The organism is Streptomyces sp. NBC_01460, assembly GCF_036227405.1.
Lineage (GTDB): Bacteria > Actinomycetota > Actinomycetes > Streptomycetales > Streptomycetaceae > Streptomyces.
The window spans coordinates 2,779,515-2,804,071 of sequence record NZ_CP109473.1; the positions used below are offsets into that span (position 1 = coordinate 2,779,515).

Annotated in this window: 16 protein-coding genes; 4 read left to right on the forward strand and 12 right to left on the reverse strand. The window is 71.9% G+C overall.

What is annotated here, in order from left to right; genetic code table 11:
- The first annotated feature begins 50 nt into the window (after positions 1 to 50).
- The gene (locus OG488_RS12405; protein WP_329228733.1) at positions 51 to 2,933 is read left to right on the forward strand and encodes an ABC transporter substrate-binding protein; all 2,883 of its coding nucleotides are present in this window, start codon (positions 51 to 53) and stop codon (positions 2,931 to 2,933) included.
- A 25-nt stretch (positions 2,934 to 2,958) separates the two neighbouring features.
- Here the strand turns inward: OG488_RS12405 and hemW are convergent, their stop codons facing one another.
- The 4 genes from hemW to lepA all read right to left on the reverse strand — a co-directional run bounded on the left by hemW (position 2,959) and on the right by lepA (position 10,461).
- Positions 2,959 to 4,191 carry a radical SAM family heme chaperone HemW gene (hemW, locus tag OG488_RS12410; RefSeq protein ID WP_329228735.1) on the reverse strand — a complete coding sequence of 411 codons (1,233 nt, stop codon included), beginning with the start codon at positions 4,189 to 4,191 and terminating at the stop codon, positions 2,959 to 2,961.
- Between the two features lie 11 nt (positions 4,192 to 4,202).
- A complete protein-coding gene (locus OG488_RS12415; RefSeq protein ID WP_329228736.1) occupies positions 4,203 to 6,164 on the reverse strand; it encodes an ATP-binding SpoIIE family protein phosphatase in 1,962 nt (653 codons plus the stop codon).
- Positions 6,165 to 6,339: 175 nt separating this feature from the next.
- Complete coding sequence (locus tag OG488_RS12420) at positions 6,340 to 8,229, reverse strand: AMP-dependent synthetase/ligase (RefSeq protein WP_329228738.1); 1,890 nt, start codon at positions 8,227 to 8,229, stop codon at positions 6,340 to 6,342.
- A gap of 357 nt (positions 8,230 to 8,586) precedes the next feature.
- A complete protein-coding gene (lepA, locus tag OG488_RS12425) occupies positions 8,587 to 10,461 on the reverse strand; it encodes a translation elongation factor 4 (RefSeq protein ID WP_329228740.1) in 1,875 nt (624 codons plus the stop codon).
- Positions 10,462 to 10,676: 215 nt separating this feature from the next.
- On the opposite strand from lepA, the gene rpsT reads away from it, so the two are divergent.
- Complete coding sequence (gene rpsT / locus OG488_RS12430) at positions 10,677 to 10,943, forward strand: 30S ribosomal protein S20 (protein ID WP_014156344.1); 267 nt, start codon at positions 10,677 to 10,679, stop codon at positions 10,941 to 10,943.
- Positions 10,944 to 11,255: 312 nt separating this feature from the next.
- On the opposite strand, the gene holA is transcribed toward rpsT, so the two are convergent.
- On the reverse strand, positions 11,256 to 12,245 hold the full coding sequence (holA, locus tag OG488_RS12435; RefSeq protein WP_329228741.1) for a DNA polymerase III subunit delta: 990 nt from the start codon (positions 12,243 to 12,245) through the stop codon (positions 11,256 to 11,258).
- A gap of 109 nt (positions 12,246 to 12,354) precedes the next feature.
- Between holA and OG488_RS12440 the strand changes: the two genes are divergently transcribed.
- The gene (locus OG488_RS12440; RefSeq protein WP_329228743.1) at positions 12,355 to 12,600 is read left to right on the forward strand and encodes a hypothetical protein; all 246 of its coding nucleotides are present in this window, start codon (positions 12,355 to 12,357) and stop codon (positions 12,598 to 12,600) included.
- Positions 12,601 to 12,658: 58 nt separating this feature from the next.
- On the opposite strand, the gene OG488_RS12445 is transcribed toward OG488_RS12440, so the two are convergent.
- Together OG488_RS12445 and OG488_RS12450 are read right to left on the reverse strand one after the other, a co-directional pair.
- Positions 12,659 to 13,549 carry a YceI family protein gene (locus OG488_RS12445; RefSeq protein ID WP_329228745.1) on the reverse strand — a complete coding sequence of 297 codons (891 nt, stop codon included), beginning with the start codon at positions 13,547 to 13,549 and terminating at the stop codon, positions 12,659 to 12,661.
- A 266-nt stretch (positions 13,550 to 13,815) separates the two neighbouring features.
- Entirely contained in the window at positions 13,816 to 14,631 is an 816-nt protein-coding gene (locus tag OG488_RS12450) for an arylamine N-acetyltransferase family protein (protein WP_329228747.1), read from the reverse strand.
- A gap of 100 nt (positions 14,632 to 14,731) precedes the next feature.
- On the opposite strand from OG488_RS12450, the gene OG488_RS12455 reads away from it, so the two are divergent.
- The gene (locus OG488_RS12455; protein WP_329228749.1) at positions 14,732 to 15,187 is read left to right on the forward strand and encodes a pyridoxamine 5'-phosphate oxidase family protein; all 456 of its coding nucleotides are present in this window, start codon (positions 14,732 to 14,734) and stop codon (positions 15,185 to 15,187) included.
- 206 nt (positions 15,188 to 15,393) lie between these two features.
- On the opposite strand, the gene OG488_RS12460 is transcribed toward OG488_RS12455, so the two are convergent.
- The 5 genes from OG488_RS12460 to leuS form a co-directional block, all read right to left on the reverse strand.
- On the reverse strand, positions 15,394 to 17,979 hold the full coding sequence (locus OG488_RS12460) for a ComEC/Rec2 family competence protein (protein WP_329228750.1): 2,586 nt from the start codon (positions 17,977 to 17,979) through the stop codon (positions 15,394 to 15,396).
- Positions 17,976 to 18,674: a helix-hairpin-helix domain-containing protein gene (locus OG488_RS12465; RefSeq protein WP_406462328.1), complete on the reverse strand. Its 699-nt coding sequence runs from the start codon at positions 18,672 to 18,674 to the stop codon at positions 17,976 to 17,978. The genes OG488_RS12460 and OG488_RS12465 overlap by 4 nt, the downstream gene beginning before the upstream one ends.
- 802 nt (positions 18,675 to 19,476) lie before the next feature.
- Positions 19,477 to 20,322: a DegV family protein gene (locus OG488_RS12470; RefSeq protein ID WP_329228752.1), complete on the reverse strand. Its 846-nt coding sequence runs from the start codon at positions 20,320 to 20,322 to the stop codon at positions 19,477 to 19,479.
- 257 nt (positions 20,323 to 20,579) lie between these two features.
- Positions 20,580 to 21,272: a hypothetical protein gene (locus OG488_RS12475; protein ID WP_329228754.1), complete on the reverse strand. Its 693-nt coding sequence runs from the start codon at positions 21,270 to 21,272 to the stop codon at positions 20,580 to 20,582.
- 284 nt (positions 21,273 to 21,556) lie between these two features.
- A complete protein-coding gene (leuS, locus tag OG488_RS12480; protein WP_329228756.1) occupies positions 21,557 to 24,430 on the reverse strand; it encodes a leucine--tRNA ligase in 2,874 nt (957 codons plus the stop codon).
- Positions 24,431 to 24,557: the final 127 nt, after the last annotated feature.

Consider the following 24,557-nt stretch of genomic DNA (forward strand, 5'->3'; position numbering starts at 1 on the left):
TATTGAGGGGTGACCGCAGGGCAGGCGGCAGGGAAGGCACGGGGGGCCGGATGACGCGCGAAGTGTGGCGGGACAGTGCGGAGAACGAGGCGGCCTCCGCCGTCTTCCACCTCATGCAGGAGCTGATCGACCAGTACCGCGTCAACCGGCCGGTGATGCCGCTGGTCGTGGCACAGCCGGAGGACGCTTCGGCCGGCCAGGAGATCGACGGCCGGGTCGAGCAGATCGTCCACCAGGTGCACCGGGCGAACCAGCTGCGCCGGGTCCCGGTGAAGCTGGTGGAGGGCCGCGGCGCCACCCCGTACGACGCGGCGCTCTCCATGGTCCGGACGCTCACCGAGCGGCCCTGGGAGACCCGGGGCACCTCGCAGTACAAGCCCTTCGCCTTCCCCCGCTCCCGGCTGCTCGCCGCCATCGAGCAGGCCACGGCCACGGTCGTCGCGCAGCCGGACTGGGGTTCGGCCCGTGAACGCGACGACCGGATCCTCGAACAGCTGGGCAGCCTGCGCTGGCGGGCCAGCCGGTCGGGTCGCACCTGGTGGGACTCCCTGCGCGCCTCGGTCCGGCCGGAGACGTTCCTGGGGGCCGTCTTCATCGCCGTGCTCAGCGTGCTGCTGGGCGAGATCGGCTGGCTCCTCACCGCCGTGGTCGCCGCCGCGGCCCTGCTCGGGCTCGCGGTCGTGCGGCTGGTGACCAGGGCGGCGCCGCCGCTGCTGTGGCTGCGCCCGGCCAGCAGGTGGCTGGCGACGACCTCGTCGCTGGCCGCGTCCAGCACGGCGTATCCGTCGGACGGCTGGTCGCGCTTCTCACCGAGCGGTTCGTGGCGGGTGATCCGGGCGCGGGCCGCCGCCGTCGCCGAGCGGGTCGCCGACGCGGGGGCGGGCGTCGAGCACGCGCGTCAGTTCCATCTGGAGCTGCGGGTCCAGGCGCTGCTGGAGGACCTGCTGGACTGCTACCGGCCGCACGCACTGGACTGGCGGCGGTCCAAGCGCACGGTCCCGCCGGTGGTCTTCCTGCCGACCGCCACCCAGGACAACGGCGGCATCCTGCTGATCAACGCCATCAACAACGTCCGCTCGCGGCGGAGCGAGGTCGACCCGCTGCTGCTCCTGGCGTCCCTGCCCGCCGACCGCATCATGCGGCGCACCCCGCCGCTGCCCCCGGAGCCGCCCGCGCACAGCGGCGTGCGGTCGGGAGCCCGCGCGCGGTACGAGGCCTGGGTCGGCGACCTGAGCGTCGGCCAGGCGCCTGCGGCGGCCGTCCGGCTGGCCTGGGTGCTGCGGCTCCCGCTGTCCACCGGCCAGCTGACCCACGAGCACGCGCACGCCCAGCTCGTCACGCACCGGGTCCGCCGCACCTGGGCCTGGTGGGTGATGTCGGGGAAGGCCATGGCCCTGGTGCTGGTCTGCGCCCTGCTGGGCACCTTCCTGTGGAGCGAGCACTGGAAGGAGACGTACTGCTACGGCCCGCTCGCCGGACGCAGCACGGACGCGGTCAGACTGGCCGGCCCGAGCGGCGGCAAGGAGTGCGTCGGGGTGGCGACGGTCCCGCAGGTGCGGTTCGCCGAGGGCAACACCCTGCAGCTGAACGGGGTGGGCGAGGGCGTCACCTTCGAGCGGATCGAGCAGGCGATACGGGAGCAGAACGCGGGCATCGGCGCGGACGAGCCACGGGTCACGGTCGTCTACGCGGGCCCGCTCACCGGCACCGACGCGAACAGGGAGGACACCCGCAAGGGCCTGGAGGAACTGACCGGTGTCTATCTCCACCAGAGGTTCGTCAACGACACGGCGAATCGTTCCGTCAAGCTCCGGGTCCTGACGGCCAACGGCGGCCAGGACATGCTGCGGCAGACCACGGCGGTCCGGAAGATCGTGGAGGTCGCCCGGCGGGACCCCTCCGTCGTGGGTGTGGTGGGCCTCGGCCGCAACACCACGGAGAGCGCGGCCGCCACCGGGCTCCTCCAGCGCGCCGGACTTCCTCTGGTGGACACCACGAACTCCGGCAGCGATCTGGCCCGCTCCTACCCGAACTACTTCGGCCTCGCCGCGACCGACGAGGAACAGGCGGAGGCCGTCGGGCTGATCGCCGGGCAACTGGCGGACCGGCTGGACGATCCGCAGGCGGTCGTGCTGTCCAGGAAGGTGGCCAACGAGGACAAGGACCGCTACACCACCGAACAGCGCAAGGTCGGCCTGGAGATGCTGAGGCGGACCGGCTTCACCCTGGCCGCCGACACCCAGTACTCCCTGTCCAGGGACGGCGGCTCCGCCAATCTCGACACACCGCTGCACGCGATCTGCGGTGCGGAGCGCGTGCCCGACGCCCTGTACTTCGCCGGCCGGGTCGAGGACGTCAACACGCTGATGTCCGGCCTCGGACAGACCGCGGGCTGCTCGGACAAGGCCATCACGGTCTTCACCGGGGACGACCTGGCCAAGGCACGCTTCGACGACTCGACGAAGCTCGCGGACAAGGTCACGCTCTACTACGGCGCCCTCGCGCCCATGAGCCGGGGCGGTGGGCGGGCGTTCTACTCGGACTCCCGCAAGGCCCTGCAGTCGCTGCTCCCCGAGGGACGGCAGGTGCCCGCGCTGCCGAAGGAGCGCCCGTACGAGGACAAGCTCTTCACCAGCGGGCAGACCGTCATCTCCTACCAGGCGACGGCGGCCCTCTACGCCGCCGCGACCCGCGGCGACACCCCGCAGAGCGCGGCGGAGACCTGGGCGACGCTCTACTCGGTGGCCCTCCACGACATGCCGACCGGGACCATCACCTTCCGGGGGACGATCCCGTACGCCGACCAGAAGGTGCACGGCCTGAACGTGGTCGAGGTGACCCAGCCGGGGCCGAACGCGCGGAGCCGGGTCGTGTGCGGCCGGGCGGCGGGCGACCGCGAGCCGCTCACCCGCGCGGAGTGCGCGGTGCCGTAGGGACTCCCGTCCCCGGCGCGCCGGGTCAGTCCACCAGGTCCCGCACGACGGCGTCGGCCAGCAGCCGGCCGCGCAGGGTGAGGACGGCGCGGCCCTCGGTGTACGGCCCGGGCTCCAGCAGCCCGTCCGCCACCGCGCGGCCCGCCGCCGCGAGCCCGGCGGGGGCCAGCAGCGAGAGCGGGCAGCCCTCGACGAGGCGCAGCTCCAGCAGGATGCGCTCGACCCGCCGGTCCTCGTCGCCGAGCACCTCACGGCCGGCGCCGGGCGAACGGCCCTCTGCCAGGGCCTGCGCGTAGGCGCCGGGGTGCTTCACGTTCCACCAGCGCACCCCGCCGACGTGGCTGTGCGCCCCGGGCCCGGCACCCCACCAGTCGGCGCCGCGCCAGTACAGCTCGTTGTGCAGGCAGCGGCCCTCCGGCGTACGGGACCAGTTCGACACCTCGTACCAGGAGAAGCCGGCGGCCGCCATCGCCTCGTCGGCGATCAGGTAGCGGTCCGCGTGGACGTCGTCGTCCGTCATCGGGACCTCGCCCCGGCGGATGCGGCGGGCCAGCTGGGTCCCCTCCTCGACGATCAGCGCGTACGCCGACACGTGGTCGGGCCCGGCGCCGATCGCCGCGTCCAGGGAGGCCCGCCAGTCGTCGTCGGACTCGCCGGGGGTCCCGTAGATCAGGTCGAGGTTGACGTGCTCGAAGCCGGCCTCGCGGGCCTCGGCGACACAGGCCTCGGGCCTGCCGGGGGTGTGGGTGCGGTCCAGGACCTTCAGGACGTGCTTCCGGGCGCTCTGCATGCCGAAGGAGACCCGGTTGAAGCCTCCCTCCCGCAGTGCCGCCAGGTACGCCGGATCCACGGATTCCGGATTGGCCTCCGTGGTGATCTCGGCGTCCTCGGCCAGCCCGAACTCCTCCCGGATCGCCGCGAGCATCCGGACGAGGTCGGCGGCGGGCAGCAGCGTCGGCGTACCGCCGCCGACGAAGACCGTGCGGACCGGCCGGGGGTCGTCGCCGAGCACCTTGCGGGCCTGGCGCACCTCCTCGACGAGGTGGGCCGCGTAGTTGTCCCGGGAGGCGAGGGCGCCTCCGGAGCCGCGCAGCTCGGTCGCGGTGTAGGTGTTGAAGTCGCAGTAGCCGCAGCGGGTGGCGCAGTAGGGCACGTGCAGGTAGAAGCCGAGCGGCCGGCCGGCGGCGCCTTCCAGGGCGTGGCGGGGCAGCGCCCCGTCGTCGGGCACGGGCTCACCATCGGGCAGTACGGAAGGCATACCGTCCATTGTCACTCGCCGACGGAGCTGCCCCGCACATCCGTGTGCCGGTCCTCGTCGACCTGGATCACCAGCAGGGCCAGGTCGTCGTCGGGCGGGCGCTCGGCGAAGGTGTGGACGGCCCGCTTGATGCGGTCGGCTATCCCCGCGGCCGGAAGCCCCGCGCAGCCGGCCAGGACCCGCGCCAGGCCGTCGCCGTCGTCGAACATGAGCCGCCCCGAGCGCCGCTCCGTCACCCCGTCGGTGACACAGAGCAGGCTGTCGCCGGGTTCCAGGTCGAAGCTCTGGCTCCCGTACGCGACGTCCTCGACGATCCCGAGCAGCACCTGGGACTCGGCGGCCGGCCGTACGGAGCCGTCGGGGCGCAGCAGCAGCGGGAGCGGATGGCCCGCGCTCGCCACGGTGCAGCGCACACCGCCGTCGGGGAGCGGCACGAGGTCGCCGTACAGCAGGGAGAGGAAGCGGGACTGCGAGCCGTCCTGCATCTGTCCGCCGTCCTGGAGCTGCTGGCCGCCGGCCGCGGCGACCATGAGGGCCGCGGCCTCCGCCGCCTCCATGGCGTCGTCCAGGAGGAGCCGGTTGAGGCGGTCGAGGACCTCGCCGACGCGGAAGCCCTCCCGGGACAGCAGGCGCAGCCAGGGGCGTGCGAGACCGGTGACGACGGCGGCCTCGGGGCCGCTGCCCTGGACGTCTCCGAGCACGAAGCACCAGCGGCCGCCGGGGCAAGGGAACAGGTCGTAGAAGTCGCCGCCGACCACGCCGTCGTCCCCGGGTTCGTACACGAGCGCGCTGGTGACCCCGGGTATCTCGGCGACCTTGCTGGGGAGCAGGCCGCGCTGGAGGATGCGGCTGATCGTGGCCTGGCGGGTGTAGGCGCGGGCGGCGCCGACCGCGAGGCCGACCCGGCGCACGAAGTCCGCGAGGAGGACGGCGACCTCGTCGGGGATGTGGTCGGTGCCCTCGCGGCCCACGAGGACCGCCCCCAGCGTCCGCCCGCCCGAGATGATGCGGTGGGCGAGAGCGGCCCCCGTGCCGTCCCCGCGCCCCGCCGCGGCGCCTCCGGGCCAGGGCATGGGCACCGGGCCCGTACCGACGCTCCCGGGTAAGCGGAGCGGCTCCTTCTCCAGCGCGGGCCGCAGCAGCGCGGTCCGCGCCTCGTCGCTGTGCCAGACGCCGGCGAGCCGGGGCAACGCCGCAGGGCCGCCGCCCTCGCTCTCCAGCCATATCGCACACCAGTCGGCGAGCCGGGGCACCAGGAGCGGGCCCGCCGTCGAGGCCACCAGGTCCTCGTCGAGCTGGCCGGCGAGGAGACCGGACGCCTCGGCCAGGAAGGCGGGCCCGCCCCGCCCTGCCCACTCCGCGTCGTCGCGTGCGGCGTGTCCGGCCGCCGGGGTGACGGTCCCGCCGGTGTGCGGGCCGCGCCCGCGGGTGACGCCGTCGGCCGCCTGGACGTCGGGCATGCCGTAGCGGTCGTCGCCGAGGAGCCGGGCCCAGACGGTCTTGAGCCCGGTGCGGTAGGTGATGCCCCAGGACTCGGCGAGCGTGGCGACGAGCTGAAGCCCCCGGCCGTACTCGGCGGGGTCGGGCCGCTCGGCACGGCCGTCGCGCACCGACCGGGCAGGGTGGTGGTCGGTGATCTCCAGCACCAGGGCGGCCGGCTCGGGTCCGGCCGAGTCCTCCAGCCTGAGGAGGAGCTCGACCGTCGTACCGGCGTGCACGACCGCGTTGGTGACCAGCTCGCTGGCCACTGTCAGCGCGTCGTCGGTGAGCCGCTCGCCGAACTCGCCGGTGGACGGCAGACCGAGGCCCGTCCAGTCGCCGAGCGCCGCCCGGACGAATCTGCGGGCGGCGGCCGACGCCTGCGGGATACCGGGCAGGCTCGTGCGCGCGACCGGACGCCCACCCTCGGCCTGACCTGCGACGACGGTGCCGGGACGCTGAACGATGTCCCGCTGCAAGGGAATGGGCCCCACGGTGCGGCTCCTGACAGTCTCGCGAAACGCCGCTGACGTATCCCGACAGAGTGACAGACCGGGCGTGCCCATAAGCGCCGAGTGACGCAAGTGGCCGGAGTCGAACAGGAACGGCGGCGGGGCCGGTGGGCGCACCCGCGCCCACCGGCCCCGCTCCGACGTGCTCCTGGGGCGTCTACGCCTCGCGGGAGCCCGCGTACATGTCCTCGATGAGGTCCTTGTACTCGCGCTCGACGACGGGCCTCTTCAGCTTGAGGCTGGGTGTCAGCTCACCGTGCTCGATGTCGAGGTCACGCGGGAGCAGCCGGAACTTCTTGATGGTCTGCCAGCGCTGGAGCCCCTCGTTGAGCCGCTTCACATAGCCCTCGATGAGCTCCACGGCCTGCGGGGAGGCGACCACGTCGGCGTACGGCCTGCCGCCCAGGCCGTTCTCCTTCGCCCAGCCGAGGATGGTCGGCTCGTCGAGGGCGATGAGGGCGGTGCAGAAGTTACGGTCCGCGCCGTGCACCAGGATGTTGGAGACGAACGGGCACACCGCCTTGAACTGGCCCTCGACCTCCGCCGGGGCGATGTACTTGCCACCGGACGTCTTGATCAGGTCCTTCTTGCGGTCGGTGATCCGCAGGTAACCGTCCTGGGAGAGCTCGCCGATGTCGCCGGTGTGGAACCAGCCGTCGGACTCCAGCACCTCGGCGGTCTTCTCGGGAAGCCGGTGGTACCCCTCCATGAGGCCGGGGCCGCGCAGCAGGATCTCGCCGTCGTCCGCGATCCGGACCTCGGTGCCGGGGAGCGGCTTGCCGACGGTGCCGGTGCGGTAGGCCTCGCCCGGGTTCACGAAGGAGGCGGCGCTGGACTCGGTGAGGCCGTAGCCCTCCAGGATGTGGATGCCCGCGCCGGAGAAGAAGAGGCCGATGTCGGGGGCGAGCGCGGCGGAGCCGGAGATGCAGGCGCGGAGACGGCCTCCGAAGGCCTCCCGGATCTTCGCGTAGACGAGGGTGTCGGCGACCTTGTGCTTGGCCCCGAGGGCGAAGGGGACGGAGGCCCTGCCCGTGCGCCGGAAGTTGTCCTGCGAGACCTTCGCGTGCTCGCGGGCCACCTCCGCCGCCCACTGGAAGATCTTGTACTTGGCCCCGCCGCCCGCCCGCGCCTTGGCGGCGACTCCGTTGTAGACCTTCTCGAAGATGCGGGGCACGGCCGCCATGTAGGTCGGCCGGACCACCGGGAGGTTCTCGATGATCTTGTCGACGCGGCCGTCGACCGCGGTGACGTGGCCGACCTCGATCTGGCCGGACGTGAGGACCTTGCCGAAGACGTGGGCGAGCGGCAGCCAGAGGTACTGCACGTCGTCGGAGTTGATCATCCCGGTGGAGACGGTCGCCTTGGCCATGTACGACCAGTTGTCGTGCGGCAGCCGTACGCCCTTGGGGCGGCCGGTGGTGCCCGAGGTGTAGATCAGGGTCGCCAGCTGGTCCGCCGTGATGGCCGCGACCCGCTCGGTGATCGCGTCCGGGTGCTCGGCCAGGTACGCGACGCCCCGGGCCTCCAGCTCGGCCAGCGTGAGGACCCAGCCCTCGGGATCACCCTCCACGGGACCGGCGCCGGCCGGGTCGATGACGACGACATGGGCCAGGTCCGGCAGCGAGTCCCGGTTCTCCCGGGCCTTCGCCAGCTGCGCCGCGTCCTCGGCGATCAGCACACGGCTGTCGGAGTCGGCCAGGATGAAGGCGGACTCCTCGGTGTTCGTCGACGGGTAGACCGTCGTCGTCGCGGCACCCGCGCACATCACCCCGAGGTCGGCGAGGATCCACTCGACGCGGGTGGAGGAGGCGAGCGCGACACGCTCCTCCGGCAGCACACCCAGCCCGATCAGACCGGCGGCGATGGCGTTGACCCTGTCGGCGGCCTGCGCCCAGGTCAGCGACTTCCACTCGTCCGGGCCCTGCCCCGAGGCGGCCGGCACCGGGAAGCGGTAGGCCTCTCCGTCCGGGGTGGCCTTCACCCGGTCGATGAACAGGGTCGCCACGGAGGGCGGTCGGCTATCGATCAAGGTCTGTGTGTCGCTCACGACGTCCTCCGGGCCTGCGGCATTGCTACGACCGGCTTATGGGTGCTGCTGCTTGTATGTCCTGCTTCTCGTGCCCGCTCGGCCTGCTTGTTTAACTGGCGAGTAACTAACGGGTGGTGATCAGAGTAGAGCGCGCGGGACCGTCACGTAAGAGGCAACAGGCCGCCGCTTGATAACGAACCGGGCCCCTGTGCGGCGGATGTCCGCGACACAGGGGCCAGTTGGGCTACTCCCGGGTACGTCCGGAAACGTACTGCAGGGTGGTCCGGGCCGGACGGGGGCGAGGCGCCGCTCCCCGACCTCACCCCTCACCGGGCGGGGACTGCTTCTCGGCCGTGCCCCCCGCCCGGGCGGGGGCTACTTCTTGGCCTTGCCCTCGCCGGCCGACTCGTCGGTCGACAGGACGGAGATGAACGCGTCCTGCGGCACCTCCACGTTGCCGACCATCTTCATCCGCTTCTTGCCTTCCTTCTGCTTCTCCAGCAGCTTCCGCTTACGGGAGATGTCACCGCCGTAGCACTTGGCGAGGACGTCCTTGCGGATGGCGCGGACGGTCTCACGGGCGATGACCCGGGAGCCGATGGCCGCCTGGATCGGCACCTCGAAGTTCTGCCGGGGGATGAGCTTCTGCAGCTTGGCGACGAGCCGGACACCGTACGCGTACGCCTTGTCCTTGTGCGTGACCGCCGAGAAGGCGTCGACCTTGTCGCCGTGCAGCAGGATGTCGACCTTGACGAGCTGGGCGGACTGCTCACCCGTGGGCTCGTAGTCGAGCGAGGCGTAGCCGCGGGTCTTGGACTTCAGCTGGTCGAAGAAGTCGAAGACGATCTCGGCGAGCGGCAGGGTGTAGCGGATCTCGACCCGGTCCTCGGAGAGGTAGTCCATGCCGAGCAGGGTGCCGCGCCGGTTCTGGCAGAGCTCCATGATCGCGCCGATGAACTCGCTGGGCGCCAGGACCGTGGCCCTGACGACCGGCTCGTGCACCTTGTCGATCTTGCCCTCGGGGAACTCGCTCGGGTTGGTCACGACGTGCTCGGAGCCGTCCTCCATCTCCACGCGGTAGACCACGTTGGGGGCGGTGGCGATGAGCTCCAGACCGAACTCGCGCTCCAGGCGCTCACGGATGACGTCGAGGTGCAGCAGGCCGAGGAAGCCCACGCGGAAGCCGAAGCCGAGCGCGGCCGAGGTCTCCGGCTCGTACACCAGGGCGGCGTCGTTGAGCTGGAGCTTGTCGAGGGCCTCGCGCAGATCCGGGTAGTCGGATCCGTCCAGGGGGTAGAGCCCCGAGAAGACCATCGGCTTGGGGTCCTTGTAGCCGCCCAGCGCCTCGGTCGCCCCCTTGTTCAGGGAGGTGATGGTGTCACCGACCTTGGACTGCCGGACGTCCTTCACACCGGTGATGATGTAGCCGACCTCGCCCACGCCGATGCCGTCGGCCGGGGTCATCTCCGGGGAGGAGACACCGATCTCCAGCAGCTCGTGGGTGGCGCCCGTCGACATCATCCTGATGCGCTCGCGCTTGTTGAGCTGGCCGTCCACGACCCGGACGTAGGTGACGACACCGCGGTAGGCGTCGTAGACCGAGTCGAAGATCATCGCGCGGGCGGGGGCGTCGGCCTGGCCGATCGGGGCCGGGACGTCCCGGACCACCCGGTCGAGCAGCGCGTCCACGCCGATACCGGTCTTCGCTGAGACCTTGAGCACGTCCTCCGGCTGGCAGCCGATGAGGTTGGCCAGTTCCTCGGAGAACTTCTCGGGCTGCGCGGCGGGCAGGTCGATCTTGTTGAGCACCGGGACGATGGTGAGGTCGTTCTCCATCGCCAGGTAGAGGTTGGCCAGCGTCTGCGCCTCGATGCCCTGGGCCGCGTCGACCAGGAGGACGGTGCCCTCGCACGCCGCCAGGGAGCGGGAGACCTCGTAGGTGAAGTCCACGTGGCCCGGGGTGTCGATCATGTTGAGGATGTGGGTCGTGCCCTTGTCCTCACCCTCGGTGGGCGCCCACGGCAGACGGACCGCCTGGGACTTGATGGTGATGCCGCGCTCGCGCTCGATGTCCATCCGGTCGAGATACTGGGCGCGCATCTGCCGCTGGTCGACCACTCCCGTCAGCTGGAGCATCCGGTCGGCAAGAGTCGACTTGCCGTGGTCGATGTGCGCGATGATGCAGAAATTGCGGATCAGCGCCGGGTCGGTACGGCTCGGCTCGGGCACGTTGGTAGGAGTCGCGGGCACGCAGGGTCCTGATTCTTGAGACGCCGGACGCCGTGTCTCGGGTCGAAGTCGGGTCGGACGGATCGATACGTAGCCTCCATGGTCCCACGCCTGCGGGGCCGGGACCGGTTTGGGCCGGTCCCAGGGTGACTGCTACCGTGGGCAGCTGTGCCTCGTGGCCCTCAGAAGCGGCGTGGCGCACATAGGAGATCCAACGAACCTGAAAAGGCTCTTTCGTGGCGAACATCAAGTCCCAGATCAAGCGGAACAAGACGAACGAGAAGGCGCGCCTGCGCAACAAGGCCGTCAAGTCCTCGCTCAAGACCTCGATCCGCAAGGCCCGTGAGGCTGCCGCTGCCGGTGACGTCGAGAAGGCCACTGTGGCCGTCCGTGACGCGTCGCGCCAGCTCGACAAGGCTGTCTCGAAGGGTGTCATCCACAAGAACGCCGCCGCCAACAAGAAGTCGGCGCTGGCGCTCAAGGTTGCCGCCCTCCAGGGCTGAACCACTGATGTGATCGCCGGTACGGACCCAGCGGGCCCTCTCTCCCGCTCCTGACCGGCACCCCGCGCCGCACACCGAACCTGCGTTCGCCACGCGGGTGCGGCGCAACCAAGCGTGAACCGAAGGCCCCGGCCACCGTTCTCCCCAGGACGGCGGCCGGGGCCTTCGTTCGTGGGGACGACCGTGGGTGGGGCCCGCCTCTCGAGCACGTCGGCTGCCGCCCTGGTGTGGCGTGTCCCAGTGGCCGCCGGAGGGTGCCGCGCGGGGGGCGCTCTCAGCGGCCGCCGGAGCGTGCCGCGCGGGGGCGCGCTCTCAGCGGCCGCCGGAGCGGGCCGCGCGGGCAACGGCGACCACGGCCTTCTCCAGGGCATACTCGGGGTCGTCCCCGCCGCCCTTGACGCCCGCGTCGGCCGCGGCGACCGCGATCAGCGCCGCCGACACTCCGTCGGGTGTCCAGCCCCGCATCTGCTGACGGACCCGGTCGATCTTCCAGGGCGGCATGCCGAGCTCACGGGCCAGGTCCGCGGGGCGTCCGCCCCGGGCCGAGGAGAGCTTGCCGATCGCCCGGACACCCTGCGCGAGGGCGCTGGTGATCAGCACGGGGGCGACACCGGTGGACAGCGACCACCGCAGCGCCTCCAGCGCCTCCGCCGCACGCCCTTCGACGGCACGGTCGGCGACGGTGAAGGACGAGGCCTCCGCCCGGCCCGTGTAGTAGCGGGCGACGACGGCCTCGTCGATGGTGCCTTCGACATCCGCGACCAGCTGCGAGACGGCGCTCGCCAGCTCCCGCAGGTCACTGCCGATGGAGTCCACCAGGGCCTGGCACGCCTCGGGGGTCGCGGAGCGCCCGAGGGCCCGGAACTCCGACCGTACGAAGGACAGCCGCTCGGCCGGCTTGGTGGTCTTGGGGCACGCCACCTCACGCGCCCCGGCCTTCCGGACCGCGTCCAGGAGACTCTTGCCCTTGGCTCCGCCCGCGTGCAGGAGCACGAGGGTGATCTCCTCGGCGGGGGCGCCCAGGTACGCCTTGACGTCCTTGACGGTGTCGGCGGAGAGGTCGTGCGCGTTGCGCACGATCACCACCTTCCGCTCCGCGAAGAGCGAGGGACTGGTGAGCTCGGCGAGCGTACCGGGCTGCAACTGGTCCGAGGTGAGGTCGCGGACGTCCGTGTCGGCGTCGGAGGCGCGTGCCGCGGCCACCACATGCTGCACGGCACGGTCCAGGAGCAGGTCTTCCTGGCCCACGGCGAGCGTGACGGGGGCGAGCGGATCGTCGGTGGAACTGCGTCTGGTGGCCATCGCGGTCCAGCATCCCACGGCCCTGTGACACCGCCGCGGGGCAGGCGCCCGGAGTACCTCCCGGGCCTCGGCGTACCTCCCGGGCCCCGGCGTACCGGAGAATGAACGGGTGAGCGACGTGAGACATGTACTGGTGCTGCCCGACCGGGACACGGCCGAGGAGGTCGCGGGGGAACTGCACGACCGGTTCCGGGTCACCGAGGAGCCGCAGCTGGTCCGGGACGCCCTGGCCGGCGAGGACGACGCCGAGGACGCCCAGTGGCTGGTGGTCGTGGAGGACCCGGCGGCCCGGCTGGACTCCGCGGCGCTCGACGCGCTCGCCGCGGAGTACGAGGGATGGCTCGAGGTCCCGTAGACGACTCGAGGTCCCGTAGGGCGAGGCCCGTGGAGCCACGGCCGCACTCGGGTGCGCGTCAGCCCTTGGGGACGATCTGGATGTCCATCTCGATCTTGATGCTCGGTCCGACCACGGCGATGCCGCGGGCCAGCATCGTCTGCCAGGTGAGCGTGAAGTCCTCGCGGTGCAGCTCGGTGGTCGCCCGGCAGGCGGCCCGGGTCTCGCCCTCCAGGCCGTTGCCCAGACCGAGGTACTGGGTGTCCAGCGTGATGGTGCGGCTCACCCCGTGCAGGGTGAGCGCTCCGGTGACACCCCAGCGTGTGCCACCGCGGTGGACGAAGCGCTCGCTGTAGAACTCGAGGGCCGGAAAGCGCTCGACGTCGAGGAAGTCGCCGGACCGCAGATGGTCGTCGCGCATCCGGACGTTCGTGTCGATCGACGAGGCGTCGATGACGACGTGCATGGCGGAGTCCTCCATGCGGTCCGCGATCCGCACGGCGCCGGCGAAGGTGTTGAACCTGCCGTGGATCCGGGCCATCCCGATATGACGCGCGGTGAAGCCGATCTGGGTGTGGGTCGGCTCGATCTCCCATTCACCCGGGTCGGGGAGTTGCGGCGGCCGGGCCACCTGGAGGGAGACGTCGCCGAGGTTCGCGTGATCCCCCTCGGCCACGGTGACCGGACCGTGGAAGGGGGTGAAGCCCTCAGCCGTGACACCCAGGCGGTAGTCGCCCGCCGGGACCGTGGCGACCAGGTTCCCGAAGGGGTCCGTCTCGCCGCCGACCACTCTTCTGCCCGCACTGTCGGTGACGACGAAATCGGCCTGGCGTACGGGCTCGGTCACCGGGTCCAGCACCCGGCAGCTCAGCATTCCGGCGTTGGGCGGCAGGGAGGGGCCTGATGCGGCGCCACTCTGCGCGGTGCCGGACTTCGTTCTGCTGCCTCTGCCTCGCCGACGGCCGAACATGTGCGTACTCCCCAGGGGCGGTTCTCACCTCGGGCCCTGACAGCCGGACGTCGTTGTCGGAACAGCGGCCCGCCGACGAATACGTATTCGATCATCGTTGCTACGTTCGAGGCAAGCGCCGCAGCTCAGAGGGGGTTGTGCCGAGCTGTGACGAGCTGTGCCCACCTGTGTGCCGCTGTACAGAGGTATGACCGTAGGCCCGTATTGCCCTGGTTGTCGATGTCCGTGGTGTTGATGTCCGCGCGTGGCACAGATCTGTCAGGCAGTCAGAGCGGTCGCCTGGAGGGCCGTTGACCAAGAGTGATCCCGAAGTGATCGCGGTAGGCGGCGAGCACCTCCGCGTCGCCGCCCAGCTCCTCCTCGTGCCGTTCGCCTCGCACGGTGGTGATCAGCGTGTGGTCCCGCAGTGTCACCCGACCGTCCTCGGTACGCCGGGAGCAGATGAGGGACCGGGTGAAGTGGGAGTCCGGTGAGGTGCGGTGGTACCACGACCCTGCCCGGAAGTCCGCCAGTACGCGTGGTCGCAGATCCAGGCGGAACTGTCTGGAACCGTCGCGGAGCAGGTCGAGGTCTCCCTGCGGCGCCTCCCGGAAGCGGAACCTGCCGCAGGGGTCGTCCTGTTCGGTGCGGACGTCCAACTGGATTGGGTACAGCGCGTGATCGCCGAACCCGACATCGGCGAGCCACGGTCCCGTGCCGTCGTCGGTCTCCACGCGCAGTGCGACGTGGTCGTACGGGATGCCGAGGCGCCCGCCGTCGCCGAAGACCCGCGCCTGGAGCGGAGTGACGCGGAATCCGAGACAGCGCAGGAGCGCGGCGAAGGCGCCGTTGAGCTCGTAGCAGAAGCCTCCGCGGCAGTCCGTGACGATCTTGTCGACGAGTCTCTCCTCCTCCAGGACGATGTCCTGGCCGAGGTGGATCGAGAGGTTCTCGAAGGGAACGGTCGTCAGGTGGCGGACCTGCAGCTCTCGCAGGGCCTCGGCGTCGGGACGGACGGGGCGGGCGGCACCGATGCGTTCCAGGTAGGCGCCCACCCGGGCAGGGGCGAGCGGGTGGGCCGGCTGCGGAAGATCCTCGTTCATGCGGGAAGTCTGTCGCGGTACGCCGGGCGGCGCCATGAGCCCCTGGGCCTAGGACCGGCGACGGATGTGGTGGCCTGTGCTGCTGGCTAGCGTGTGGGCCATGACGGAGCGAGAGCCGGCACGCGACCCGGAACAGCGCAAGCAGGACGTACTCGATCGCCTGGAGAAGGACGAGGACCTCTGGGTGGCGACGGCCTCGACCGACGGTGTGCCGTGCCTGGTGCCGTTGTCCTTCGTGTGGGACCGGAACACGCTGCTGCTGGCCACCCGGCGCACCAACCCGACGGCGGTCAACGTGACTCCTGCCGGACAGGTCCGGATCACGCTGGGGCACACCCGTGATGTGGTGCTGATCGAGGGAACGGCCGAGGTCGTGGAGGGGACGGATCTCCCCGACGATTCGGGCGACGCGTTCGCCGGGAAGCTCAACTGGGACGTGCGCGAGCATCCCGCGTGGGTGTATCTGCGGGTCACTCCCTACACCGTCAAGGCGTGGCGCGAGACGAACGAACTGGCAGGGCGCGACCTGATGCTCGACGGCACCTGGCTCGTCTGACACCGGGCGTCGGCCTGACGGGTGGCGTCGAACTGGCGCCGGGCGTAGTCCCGACGGGTGGCGTCGATCTGACACCGGGCGTCGGCCTTTCAGCCGGCGCCGTCCCGACAGCGTGTACGGGCTCGGGCCCGGGAGCGAGGGCCGGGGCGGCAGCGGGGGCGGGAGCGGGCCCGCCGACGGGTCGGGGCGCCGGCCGTACTTCGTGTTCATGAGCGGCCTTCCGCACGCAGGTCCGCACCGGCGCCCGACACCGCGATCGCACCGTGGACGTCCGTGCGCAGTACCTTCGCCCCAGCCGCTTCGAGCGCTTCGAGCGTACGGGCCGCCGGATGACCGTACGGATTGTCCGCACCGCAGCTGATCAGCGCGAGCCTCGGGCGGGCGCTGTGCAGGAGCGCGGTGTCCTGGTGGGCGGAGCCGTGGTGCGCGACCTTGAGGACGTCCACCCGGGGCAGTGCGGGATGACTGCGCAACACCCCTTGCTGCGCAGGTGGTTCGAGATCCCCCAGGAGGAGCAGGGTCAGCCCGCCGGACCGGACGAGGAGGGTGACGCTGGAATCGTTCGGCTCCTCGGTCACGTAGGCGGGCGCGGCCCCCGGCGCGCCGGGGGCGGGCCACAGCACCTGCCAGTCGAGCGGGCCCGTACGGCGTCGCTCGCCCGGCACGGCCCGGACCATCGGGACGCGTGCCTCGGCGGCTGTTCTCCGCACGAACGCCGCCTGCTCCGGCGGTCGGTCGAGGCTCGTCGTCTGGACGGCACCGACCTCGCGGCCGCGCAGCACGCCCGGCAGCCCGCGTACGTGGTCGGCATGGAAGTGGGTCAGCAGCAGAAGGGGCACACGGGTGATGCCCAGATCCCGCAGACACCGGTCCACGAGGCGGGGTTCGGGACCGGTGTCCACGACCACGCCCGTGCCGTCCCCCGCGGCGAGCACCATGGCGTCTCCCTGTCCGACGTCGCACAGGGCGAACGCCCATCCGGGCGGCGGCCACCCCGTCATGAACCGGGTGAGTGGCACCGGTCTCAGCACGGCGAGCACCAGCAGGAGCGCGGCTGCGGAGCACACCCAGGGGTGACGGGCGAGGCGCCGGGCAGACAGCACCAGCAGGGCCGTGAGCACGGCCAGGAGAGCCGCGCCATGCCATCCGCCCGGCCAGTCGGCCTCCGCCCCGGGGAGAGCGGCCCCCGTGCGGGCCACGGACGCGATCCAGCCGACGGGCCAGCCCGCCGCCTCGGCCAGCAGTTCGGCCACCGCCATGGACACCGGGGCCACGGCGAGTGCGGCGAACCCCAGCACCGTCGCGGGCGCCACAGCGAACTCGGCGAGCAGATTGCACGGGATGGCCACCAGGCTCACCCTCGATGCGAGAACCACGACCACAGGCGCGCAGACCGCCTGAGCGGCCCCGGCGGCGGCAAGCATCTCGGCGAGCCTCTCCGGTACCCCGTGCCGCTGAAGAGCACCGCTCCACCTGGGGGCCAGGACGAGAAGCGCCCCGGTGGCGAGCACGGACAGCAGGAACCCATAACTGCGGGCCAGCCACGGGTCGTACAGCACCAGCAGCAGAACGGCCGCGGCCAGAGCGGGAATCAGCGATCTGCGCCGGCCCGTCCCGATGGCGAGCAGGGTGATCAGGCCGCAGGCAGCCGCGCGCAGGACGCTCGGCTCGGGGCGGCAGACGATCACGAAGGCGAGGGCGATCCCGCCGCCGGTCAGGGCGGTCATCCGGAGGGAGATGCCCAGCCTGGGTGCCAGACCGCGGCGTTCGCTGCGGGATGCCGAGCCCGGTGGACCGATGAGGAGGAACAACAGGATGGAGAGGTTCGCACCGGAAACGGCGAGCAAATGGGTGAGGTCGGTGGCCTTGAAGGCATCGTGCAGGTCGGGCGGGACCCGTGAGGTGTCGCCGACGACCAGCCCCGGCAGAAGCGCGCGTGCGTCGGCGGCGAGCCCGTCCGTCGCCTTCCGGAGGCCCGACCGCAGTTGTCCGGCGGTGCGTTGAGGGAGAGTGGGCTCCGAGACGACCCGGGGCGGGTCGTCCGCGGCGGTACTGAGCACGGCGGCGATCCGCTCCCCCGCGTGACGAGGTGGCGCGAGCCGGCCGCTGACCCGGAGGCCGGTCGACGGCAGGAGGCGCTGCCACCGCCCTGCCGCCTCCCCGGGGGCGACCATGACGAGGACAGGGGTGCGGAGCCGGGTGACCGTGCCGTCGGGTGCGGTCAGCCGGACGACCTCGGCATCCAGAAGCAGGGACACGGGTGTGCTGTGGTCGCCCCGTACCCGAGGCCTGGTCTGCCGGGGATCGGACGTGACGGTCACCTCCGCATCGACGCGCGCGTACGCCTCGGCCAGCCCGGGGACGGGACCGGTACGGGCGTCCGCGCCATGGAGCCCGGCCGCCGTCGCCGCTGCCGCCGCGCAGAGCAGCGCCCCGGCAGCGACCGTGGTGCGGGCTCCCGCACGCCCGGCAGTCCTGACGCGCCCGACGCGCCCCGGTGCTCCGGCAGATGGCCCCGCCCGCCCTGTCGGCACCGGGCCCGCCGGCCCCGCCCCGGCGTGGGGCGCTGCTCGCACCACGAGCCTCGGCACGGCGATGAGGACCAGGCTGCCGCATGCGCAGAGAACCGCCCCGGCCGCCACCCACTCGACCGGCGCGTCCAGGGCCAGTGCGGCCGCCGCCCAGGCCGCCAGGGCAGGGGGAACCAGCCGCAGATCGGCCGGAGCTTCCTGGCGAGGGTCGGCCGCGCCCAGGCGCCGCCCCGAATCCGCGTGCACGTCAGGGGTGTTCACGGCCTGACCAGCGGTCGCAGGTCCGCGAACCGGCGGTCGCCGATGCCGTCGACCTCACGGAGCTCGTCGACCGAGCGGTATCCCCCGTGCTCGGTGCGGTACTCGATGATGTGCTGCGCGAGCACCGGACCCACACCGGGCAGGGTCTCGAGCTGCTCGACGGTGGCCGTGCCGAGGCTCAACGGCGCCATCGGCCCCGCCTGCCCCGCCCCGGGGCCGCCGTCCGCCGCTGTCCCGCCCCCGGGTGGCGGAGCACCGGGGAGGCCGACCGCGACCTGCTCTCCGTCCGTCAGGACACGCGCCCGGTTGAGCATGCTGACATCCGCGCCCTCGCGGACACCTCCAGCGGCGCGCAGGGCGTCCGCGACCCGGGAGCCGGCCGGCAGGTGCTGGATCCCCGGCCGGCGCACCTTGCCGCTCACATCGACGACGATCTGTCCGCCGGGTGCGACGCCGGTCCGCGACCCCGCGGCCGGCCCCGGCGTCATGTCGGGCTGCTGCTGAGCACCCGGGGACCCCGAACCGCCTGCCGGACCGCCGGCCTGGACCGCGGCGGCCTCCGTGAGCCGGTCAGGAGCGTGTACGGGCTCAGGTCGGGCGGACCAGAAATGGGCCGCCGCGAACACCGAGGCCCCGACCAGGACGACGGCGAGCGCGGCGAGCGCGCGTGGCTCCAGGCCGCATCGCGGCTGCAACCAGAGGGGTAACCGGTCCCTCAGAGCGGGCAGGACCTCCCTCCACCACCGCGACCGCCCGGTGGTGCCGTCCGGCGCTCCTGGGTGCTGCGGGAGAGCCGGCCCGGCGGCGGGTGCTGCCGCGAGACCCGCGTCGGGTGCCGGGCACACCGGCGGAGCCGGAGCCGGGGCCAGAGTTGAAGCCGGACCTGAACCCGGAACCGGAACCGGAGCCGGACCCGAACCCGGAACCGGAGCCGGACCCGAAGCCCAGGACGGTGTCACGCGGGATTGTGCGGCCCCGCCGGACGGAGCCGCGGTCCTGCCCGCGCCGGCGCCCGGCGCCGCCCCCGCCCCGGCGCCGTTCACCGACCGGTCGCCGGCCATGAGGGCCTCCGCACGGAGGCGGGAGGCCGCCGCGATCTCGGCAGCCGGTCCGCGCCCGCTACGGCGGCCTCGCCCGTGCCGGGCGGCGGACGCCGCCCCGGGCGCGGTACCGGCCGCCCCGCCGGGCCGGACACCGGAACGGGTACGCCCCACGGATCCGGTCCGGCGGGACACACGATGGGCGCCACGATGCGTGGCGCCGCGCGTGGGTGGGTCCATCGCCGCGTGTGCGGGCAGATCCGCGAGCCGGTACCCGGGCGGGCCCACGGAATCGCCGGTCAGGTGCTGTCGGCCGGTGGCAGGGCTCGACGGGGAAAGCGATCGGGAGGTCATGCCTCACGACGCTAGACACCTCCGCGAAAATCCGCCGAGCCGCACCGATTCCAGTGGATAACCGCCCAGTTGTGGATAACCACGTCACTCCGGGGGGTGAACTTCAGCGCGGTGAGACCACCGCTCCCAGCAGTCCTGGCCCGGTGTGCGCGCCGATCACCGCACCGACCTCGCTCACATGCAGGTCGACGAGCCCCGGAACCCGCCCTCGCAGCCGCTCCGCGAGCCTCTCGGCCCCGTCCGGGGCGGCCAGATGGTGGACGGCGATGTCCACGGCTCCCTCACCGGCCTGCGCGGCCACGATCTCCTCGAGCCGCGCGATCGCCTTGGACGCCGTCCGCACCTTTTCCAGCATCTCGATGCGGCCGTCGTCGAGTTGGAGCAGCGGCTTCACCGCGAGAGCCGATCCCAGCAGCGCCTGGGCGGCACCGATCCGCCCGCCTCTGCGCAGGTAGTCCAACGTGTCGACGTAGAAGAACGCCTTCGTACCCGCCGCCCGCTTCTCCGCCGCCGCGACCGCCTCGTCCGGTCCGCCGCCCCCCTCGGCGGCCTCGGCGGCCGCGAGCGCACAGAACCCCAGGGCCATGGCCACCATGCCGGTGTCGATGACCCGCACCGGCACAGGCGCGTCCTTCGCGGCCAGCACGGCGGCGTCGTAGGTCCCGGAGAACTCGGCCGACAGATGGAGGGAGACGATGTGGGTGGCACCCTGCTCGGCCACGGCGCGGTAGGTGGCGGCGAAGACTTCCGGGCTGGGCCGCGACGTGGTCACCGAGCGGCGCTTCTGCAGGGCGAGCGCCAGCGACCGCGCCGAGATCTCCGTACCTTCCTCCAGAGCCTGATCCCCCAGGACGACGGTCAGCGGCACCGCGGTGATGCCGTGCCGTTCCATCGCCCGCGGTGGCAGGTAGGCCGTTGAATCGGTGACGATCGCGACATGGCGGGACATGAGCCGGAGGTTACCTTCCACGGCGGGGACACGGCAGCCCGGGACCGCCCTGCTGATCGTTTTCGTCCGGTACGGGATCCGTCCCGAACGCGCGTCGGGCTCTTAGGAGCCCTTCCGGGCGGGTGCGAACAGAGCTCGCGCCCCGTCCCTGCCCGCGCCCCCGTCATTTCCCGTGGAGCGTCGACACCGCGCCCGGTGGGAACGAACGGCGTCCCGCGGCCTGTGCCTCTGCCTGTGCCTGGTGCCTGTGTGGCGCGTCAGTTCGTGGTCTCCGGCCTGGCCGACTTCTCCCACGGATGGTTCGCGCGCAGCCGCGGGTCCGGAGGCGGGGTGAGCGACTGCGGCTCGTCGTCGGCCGGCCCGCTCCAGCTGTGCCCGGCCGTTCCGCGCTCCGCCACGGGCTCCTCGGTCGTCCAGTGGCGCAGCGCCCCGGCCTCCAGGTCGATCTGCGCGTTCAGCGCGGCCAGATCGTCGTCGGCGAACTGCCTCGCACGGTCACGCGCCGCCCAGCGCAGCGATTCCGCCGAGTGTGTGATGCGCTCCGTGCGCTCCCTCAGGCCCGGCAGCAGCGTGGCCACCGTCGCCCGGTCCGGCTCGCGTTCCAGCCGCTTGAGGTCGCTGTCGAGCTCGCGTCCGTGCGCGCTCAGGCGCTGGAAGAGACCCACCGACTCGGAGAGGGAGGCATCGTCCGCGGCCCCGGCGTTCAGCGCTTCCTGGGTGGCCCGCATCGACGTACGCAGCGCGAGCCGCAGCTGCGCGAGCTCCCCCGGCACCCCCGGCTGCCCGTAGCTCTTGGCCCGCAGGGCGGTGTCCTCCACGGAACGGCGGGCCTGCGTGATCGTACGGTCCACGCCGCGCTTGGCCGCGCGTACCGTCTTGACGCCGGCGTACACCCCGAGCGCCATGAACGCGACGAACAGCAGCGTCAGGATCAGGATCACGGCTTCCATGAACGCCCCTCGGTTGTCGGATCGGCTGCCCGTGTGCGGCCGCCCCTTCTACCGTAAACGGAACGGGCAGGCCGAGGGTTCCATCGGAACCCCCAACCTGCCCGTAGGGGAAAGCCCTGGCACGCTGCCACGGACCGTCCGCGCCGGCCCCGGTCACTCCGGACGGCACACACCGCCCGGGTGCCGACCGGGTCGGACGGCACACACCGCCGCCCAGGTGCCGTCAGACGGCACGCACCACCCGGGTGTCCACCGTTCGAACGGCACGCACCGCCCAGGTGCCGTTACGCGGGAACGATGTTGACCAGCTTCGGCGCTCGCACGATCACCTTGCGGATCCCCGCCCCGCCCAGTGCGGCGACGACGTTCTCGTCCGCCAGCGCCAGCGCCTCCAGTTCCTCGTCCGAGATCGACGGGGCGACCTCCAGGCGTGCCCTGACCTTGCCCTTGATCTGCACCACGCAGGTCACGGCCTCGTCCACGACGTACGCCGGGTCGGCGACCGGGAAGTCCTGGTGCACGACGGACCCGGTGTGACCCAGTCGGCGCCACAGCTCCTCCGCCACGTGCGGCGCCAGCGGGGCGATCAGCAGCACCAGCCGCTCCGCGACCGACCGGGACAGCGGGCCGCCCGCCTTCGTCAGGTGGTTGTTCAGCTCGGTGACCTTGGCGATGGCGGTGTTGAAGCGCATCCCGGCCATGTCCTGGCCGACACCGTCGATGGCCTTGTGCAGCGCCCGCAGCGTGTCCACGTCGGGCTCGGTGTCCACGACGGTGACCTCACCGGTCTCCTCGTCGACGACGTTGCGCCACAGCCGCTGCAGCAGCCGGTACTGGCCGACCACGGCCCGGGTGTCCCAGGGGCGGGAGACGTCCAGCGGTCCCATGGCCATCTCGTACAGCCGCAGCGTGTCCGCGCCGTACTCGCCGCAGATCTCGTCGGGCGTCACCGCGTTCTTCAGCGACTTGCCCATCTTGCCCAGGACGCGGCTGACCTTCTCACCGCCGTGGTAATACGCACCGTCGCGCTCCTCGACCTCGGTCGCCGGGACCGCGATGCCGCGGCTGTCCCGGTAGACGAAGGCCTGGATCATGCCCTGGTTGTACAGCTTGTGGAACGGCTCGGCCGACGAGATGTGCCCCAGGTCGTGCAGCACCTTGGACCAGAAGCGGGCGTACAGCAGGTGCAGCACGGCGTGCTCGGCGCCGCCGACGTACAGGTCGACGCCGCCGGTCGGCTGTCCCTCGCGCGGTCCCATCCAGTACTGCTCGATCGCCGGATCGACCAGCCGCTGGTCGTTGTTCGGGTCCAGGTAGCGCAGCTCGTACCAACAGGAACCCGCCCAGTTGGGCATGGTGTTGGTCTCGCGGCGGTAGTTCCGCGGGCCGGCGCCGTCGCCCAGGTCCAGGGTCACATTGACCCAGTCCGCGTTCCGGGACAGCGGGGTCTCGGGCTGGGTGTCGGCGTCCTCCGGGTCGAAGGTCCGCGGCGAGTAGTCCTCGACCTCGGGCAGCTCCAGCGGCAGCATCGACTCGGGCAGCGGGTGGGCGATGCCCTCCTCGTCGTAGACGATCGGGAAGGGCTCGCCCCAGTAGCGCTGGCGGCTGAACAGCCAGTCGCGCAGCCGGAAGTTGACGGTGCCCTCGCCGACACCGCGTCCCTGCAGCCACTCCGTGATCTTCGCCTTGGCCTCGACGACGCCCAGGCCGTCCAGCGAGATCTCGTCGTTGGCGGAGTTGACCAGCTTCGCCTCGTACGAGCCGAAGGCGTCGTCCCATGCCGACGGGTCCAGACCACGGTCGTCCGAGGGCTCGACGACACAGCGCATCGGCAGCTCGAAGGCGCGCGCGAAGGCGAAGTCGCGCGCGTCGTGCGCCGGCACGGCCATGATCGCGCCGGTGCCGTAGCCCATCAGGACGTAGTCGGCGATGAAGACGGGAACCTTCTCGCCGCTGACCGGGTTGGTCGCGTAGGCGCCGGTGAAGACACCGGTCTTGTCCTTGGCCTCCGCCTGACGCTCCACGTCCGACTTGGCCGCGGCCTGCTTGCGGTACGCGGTGACGGCCTCCGCCGGGGTCGCGTGGCCGCCGGTCCAGACCGGGTGGGTGCCCTCGGGCCAGGCGGCGGGGATGATCCGCTCGACCAGCTCGTGCTCCGGCGCCAGCACCATGTAGGTGGCGCCGAACAGGGTGTCCTGGCGGGTGGTGAAGACGGTGATGTCACCGGCTCCGTCGACGGGGAAGTCGACGCGCGCACCCTCGGACCGGCCGATCCAGTTGCGCTGCTGCAGCTTGATGGCCTCGGGCCAGTCCAGGCCGTCCAGGTCGTTCAGCAGGCGGTCGGCATACGCGGTGATGCGCATGTTCCACTGGCGCAGCTTGGCCTTGAAGACGGGGAAGTTGCCCCGCTCCGAGCGGCCGTCGGCCGTCACCTCTTCGTTGGCCAGCACGGTGCCCAGACCGGGCGACCAGTTGACCGGCGCGTCCGAGGCGTACGCCAGTCGGTACTGCCCCAGGATGTCGGCGCGCTCGGCGGCGCTCAGCGCGCCCCACTCGCCGCCGCCGGGGACCGGGCGCTCACCGCTCTCGAACTGGGCGACCAGTTCGGCGATCGGGCGTGCCCGGTCGGCGTCCGTGTCGTACCAGGAGTTGAAGATCTGCAGGAAGATCCACTGGGTCCACTTGTAGTAGTCCGCGTCGATCGTGGCGAAGGAGCGGCGCTTGTCGTGGCCCAGGCCCAGCCGGCGCAGCTGGACCTTCATGTTCTCCATGTTGGCCTCGGTGGAGGCACGCGGGTGGGTGCCCGTCTGCACGGCGTACTGCTCGGCCGGCAGGCCGAAGGCGTCGAAGCCCAGGGTGTGCAGGACGTTGTGCCCGGTCATCCGCTGGTGGCGGGCGTAGACGTCGGTGGCGATGTAGCCCAGCGGGTGGCCGACGTGCAGACCGGCGCCCGAGGGGTACGGGAACATGTCCATGATGAACTTCTTGGGCTTGGCGGCCAGCTCGGAGCCGTCCGCCAGGTCACCGGTCGGGTTCGGCGCCTCGTACGTCCCCTCGGCGTCCCAGAAGTCCTGCCAGCGTGCCTCGATGTCGGCGGCCATCGCTGCCGTGTAGCGGTGCGGCGCGGCCACCTCGGCCGCGGTGTTCGTCTCGCTCATGATCCTCAAAGCTCCATCGATCGTCATCTGCCGGCGCCCACGTCTACGGACACACGTCTACGGAAACGAAAAATCCCCTCGCACAGGAGGGGACGCCGCGCCGAGTCCGACCAGGCATGCTCACCGG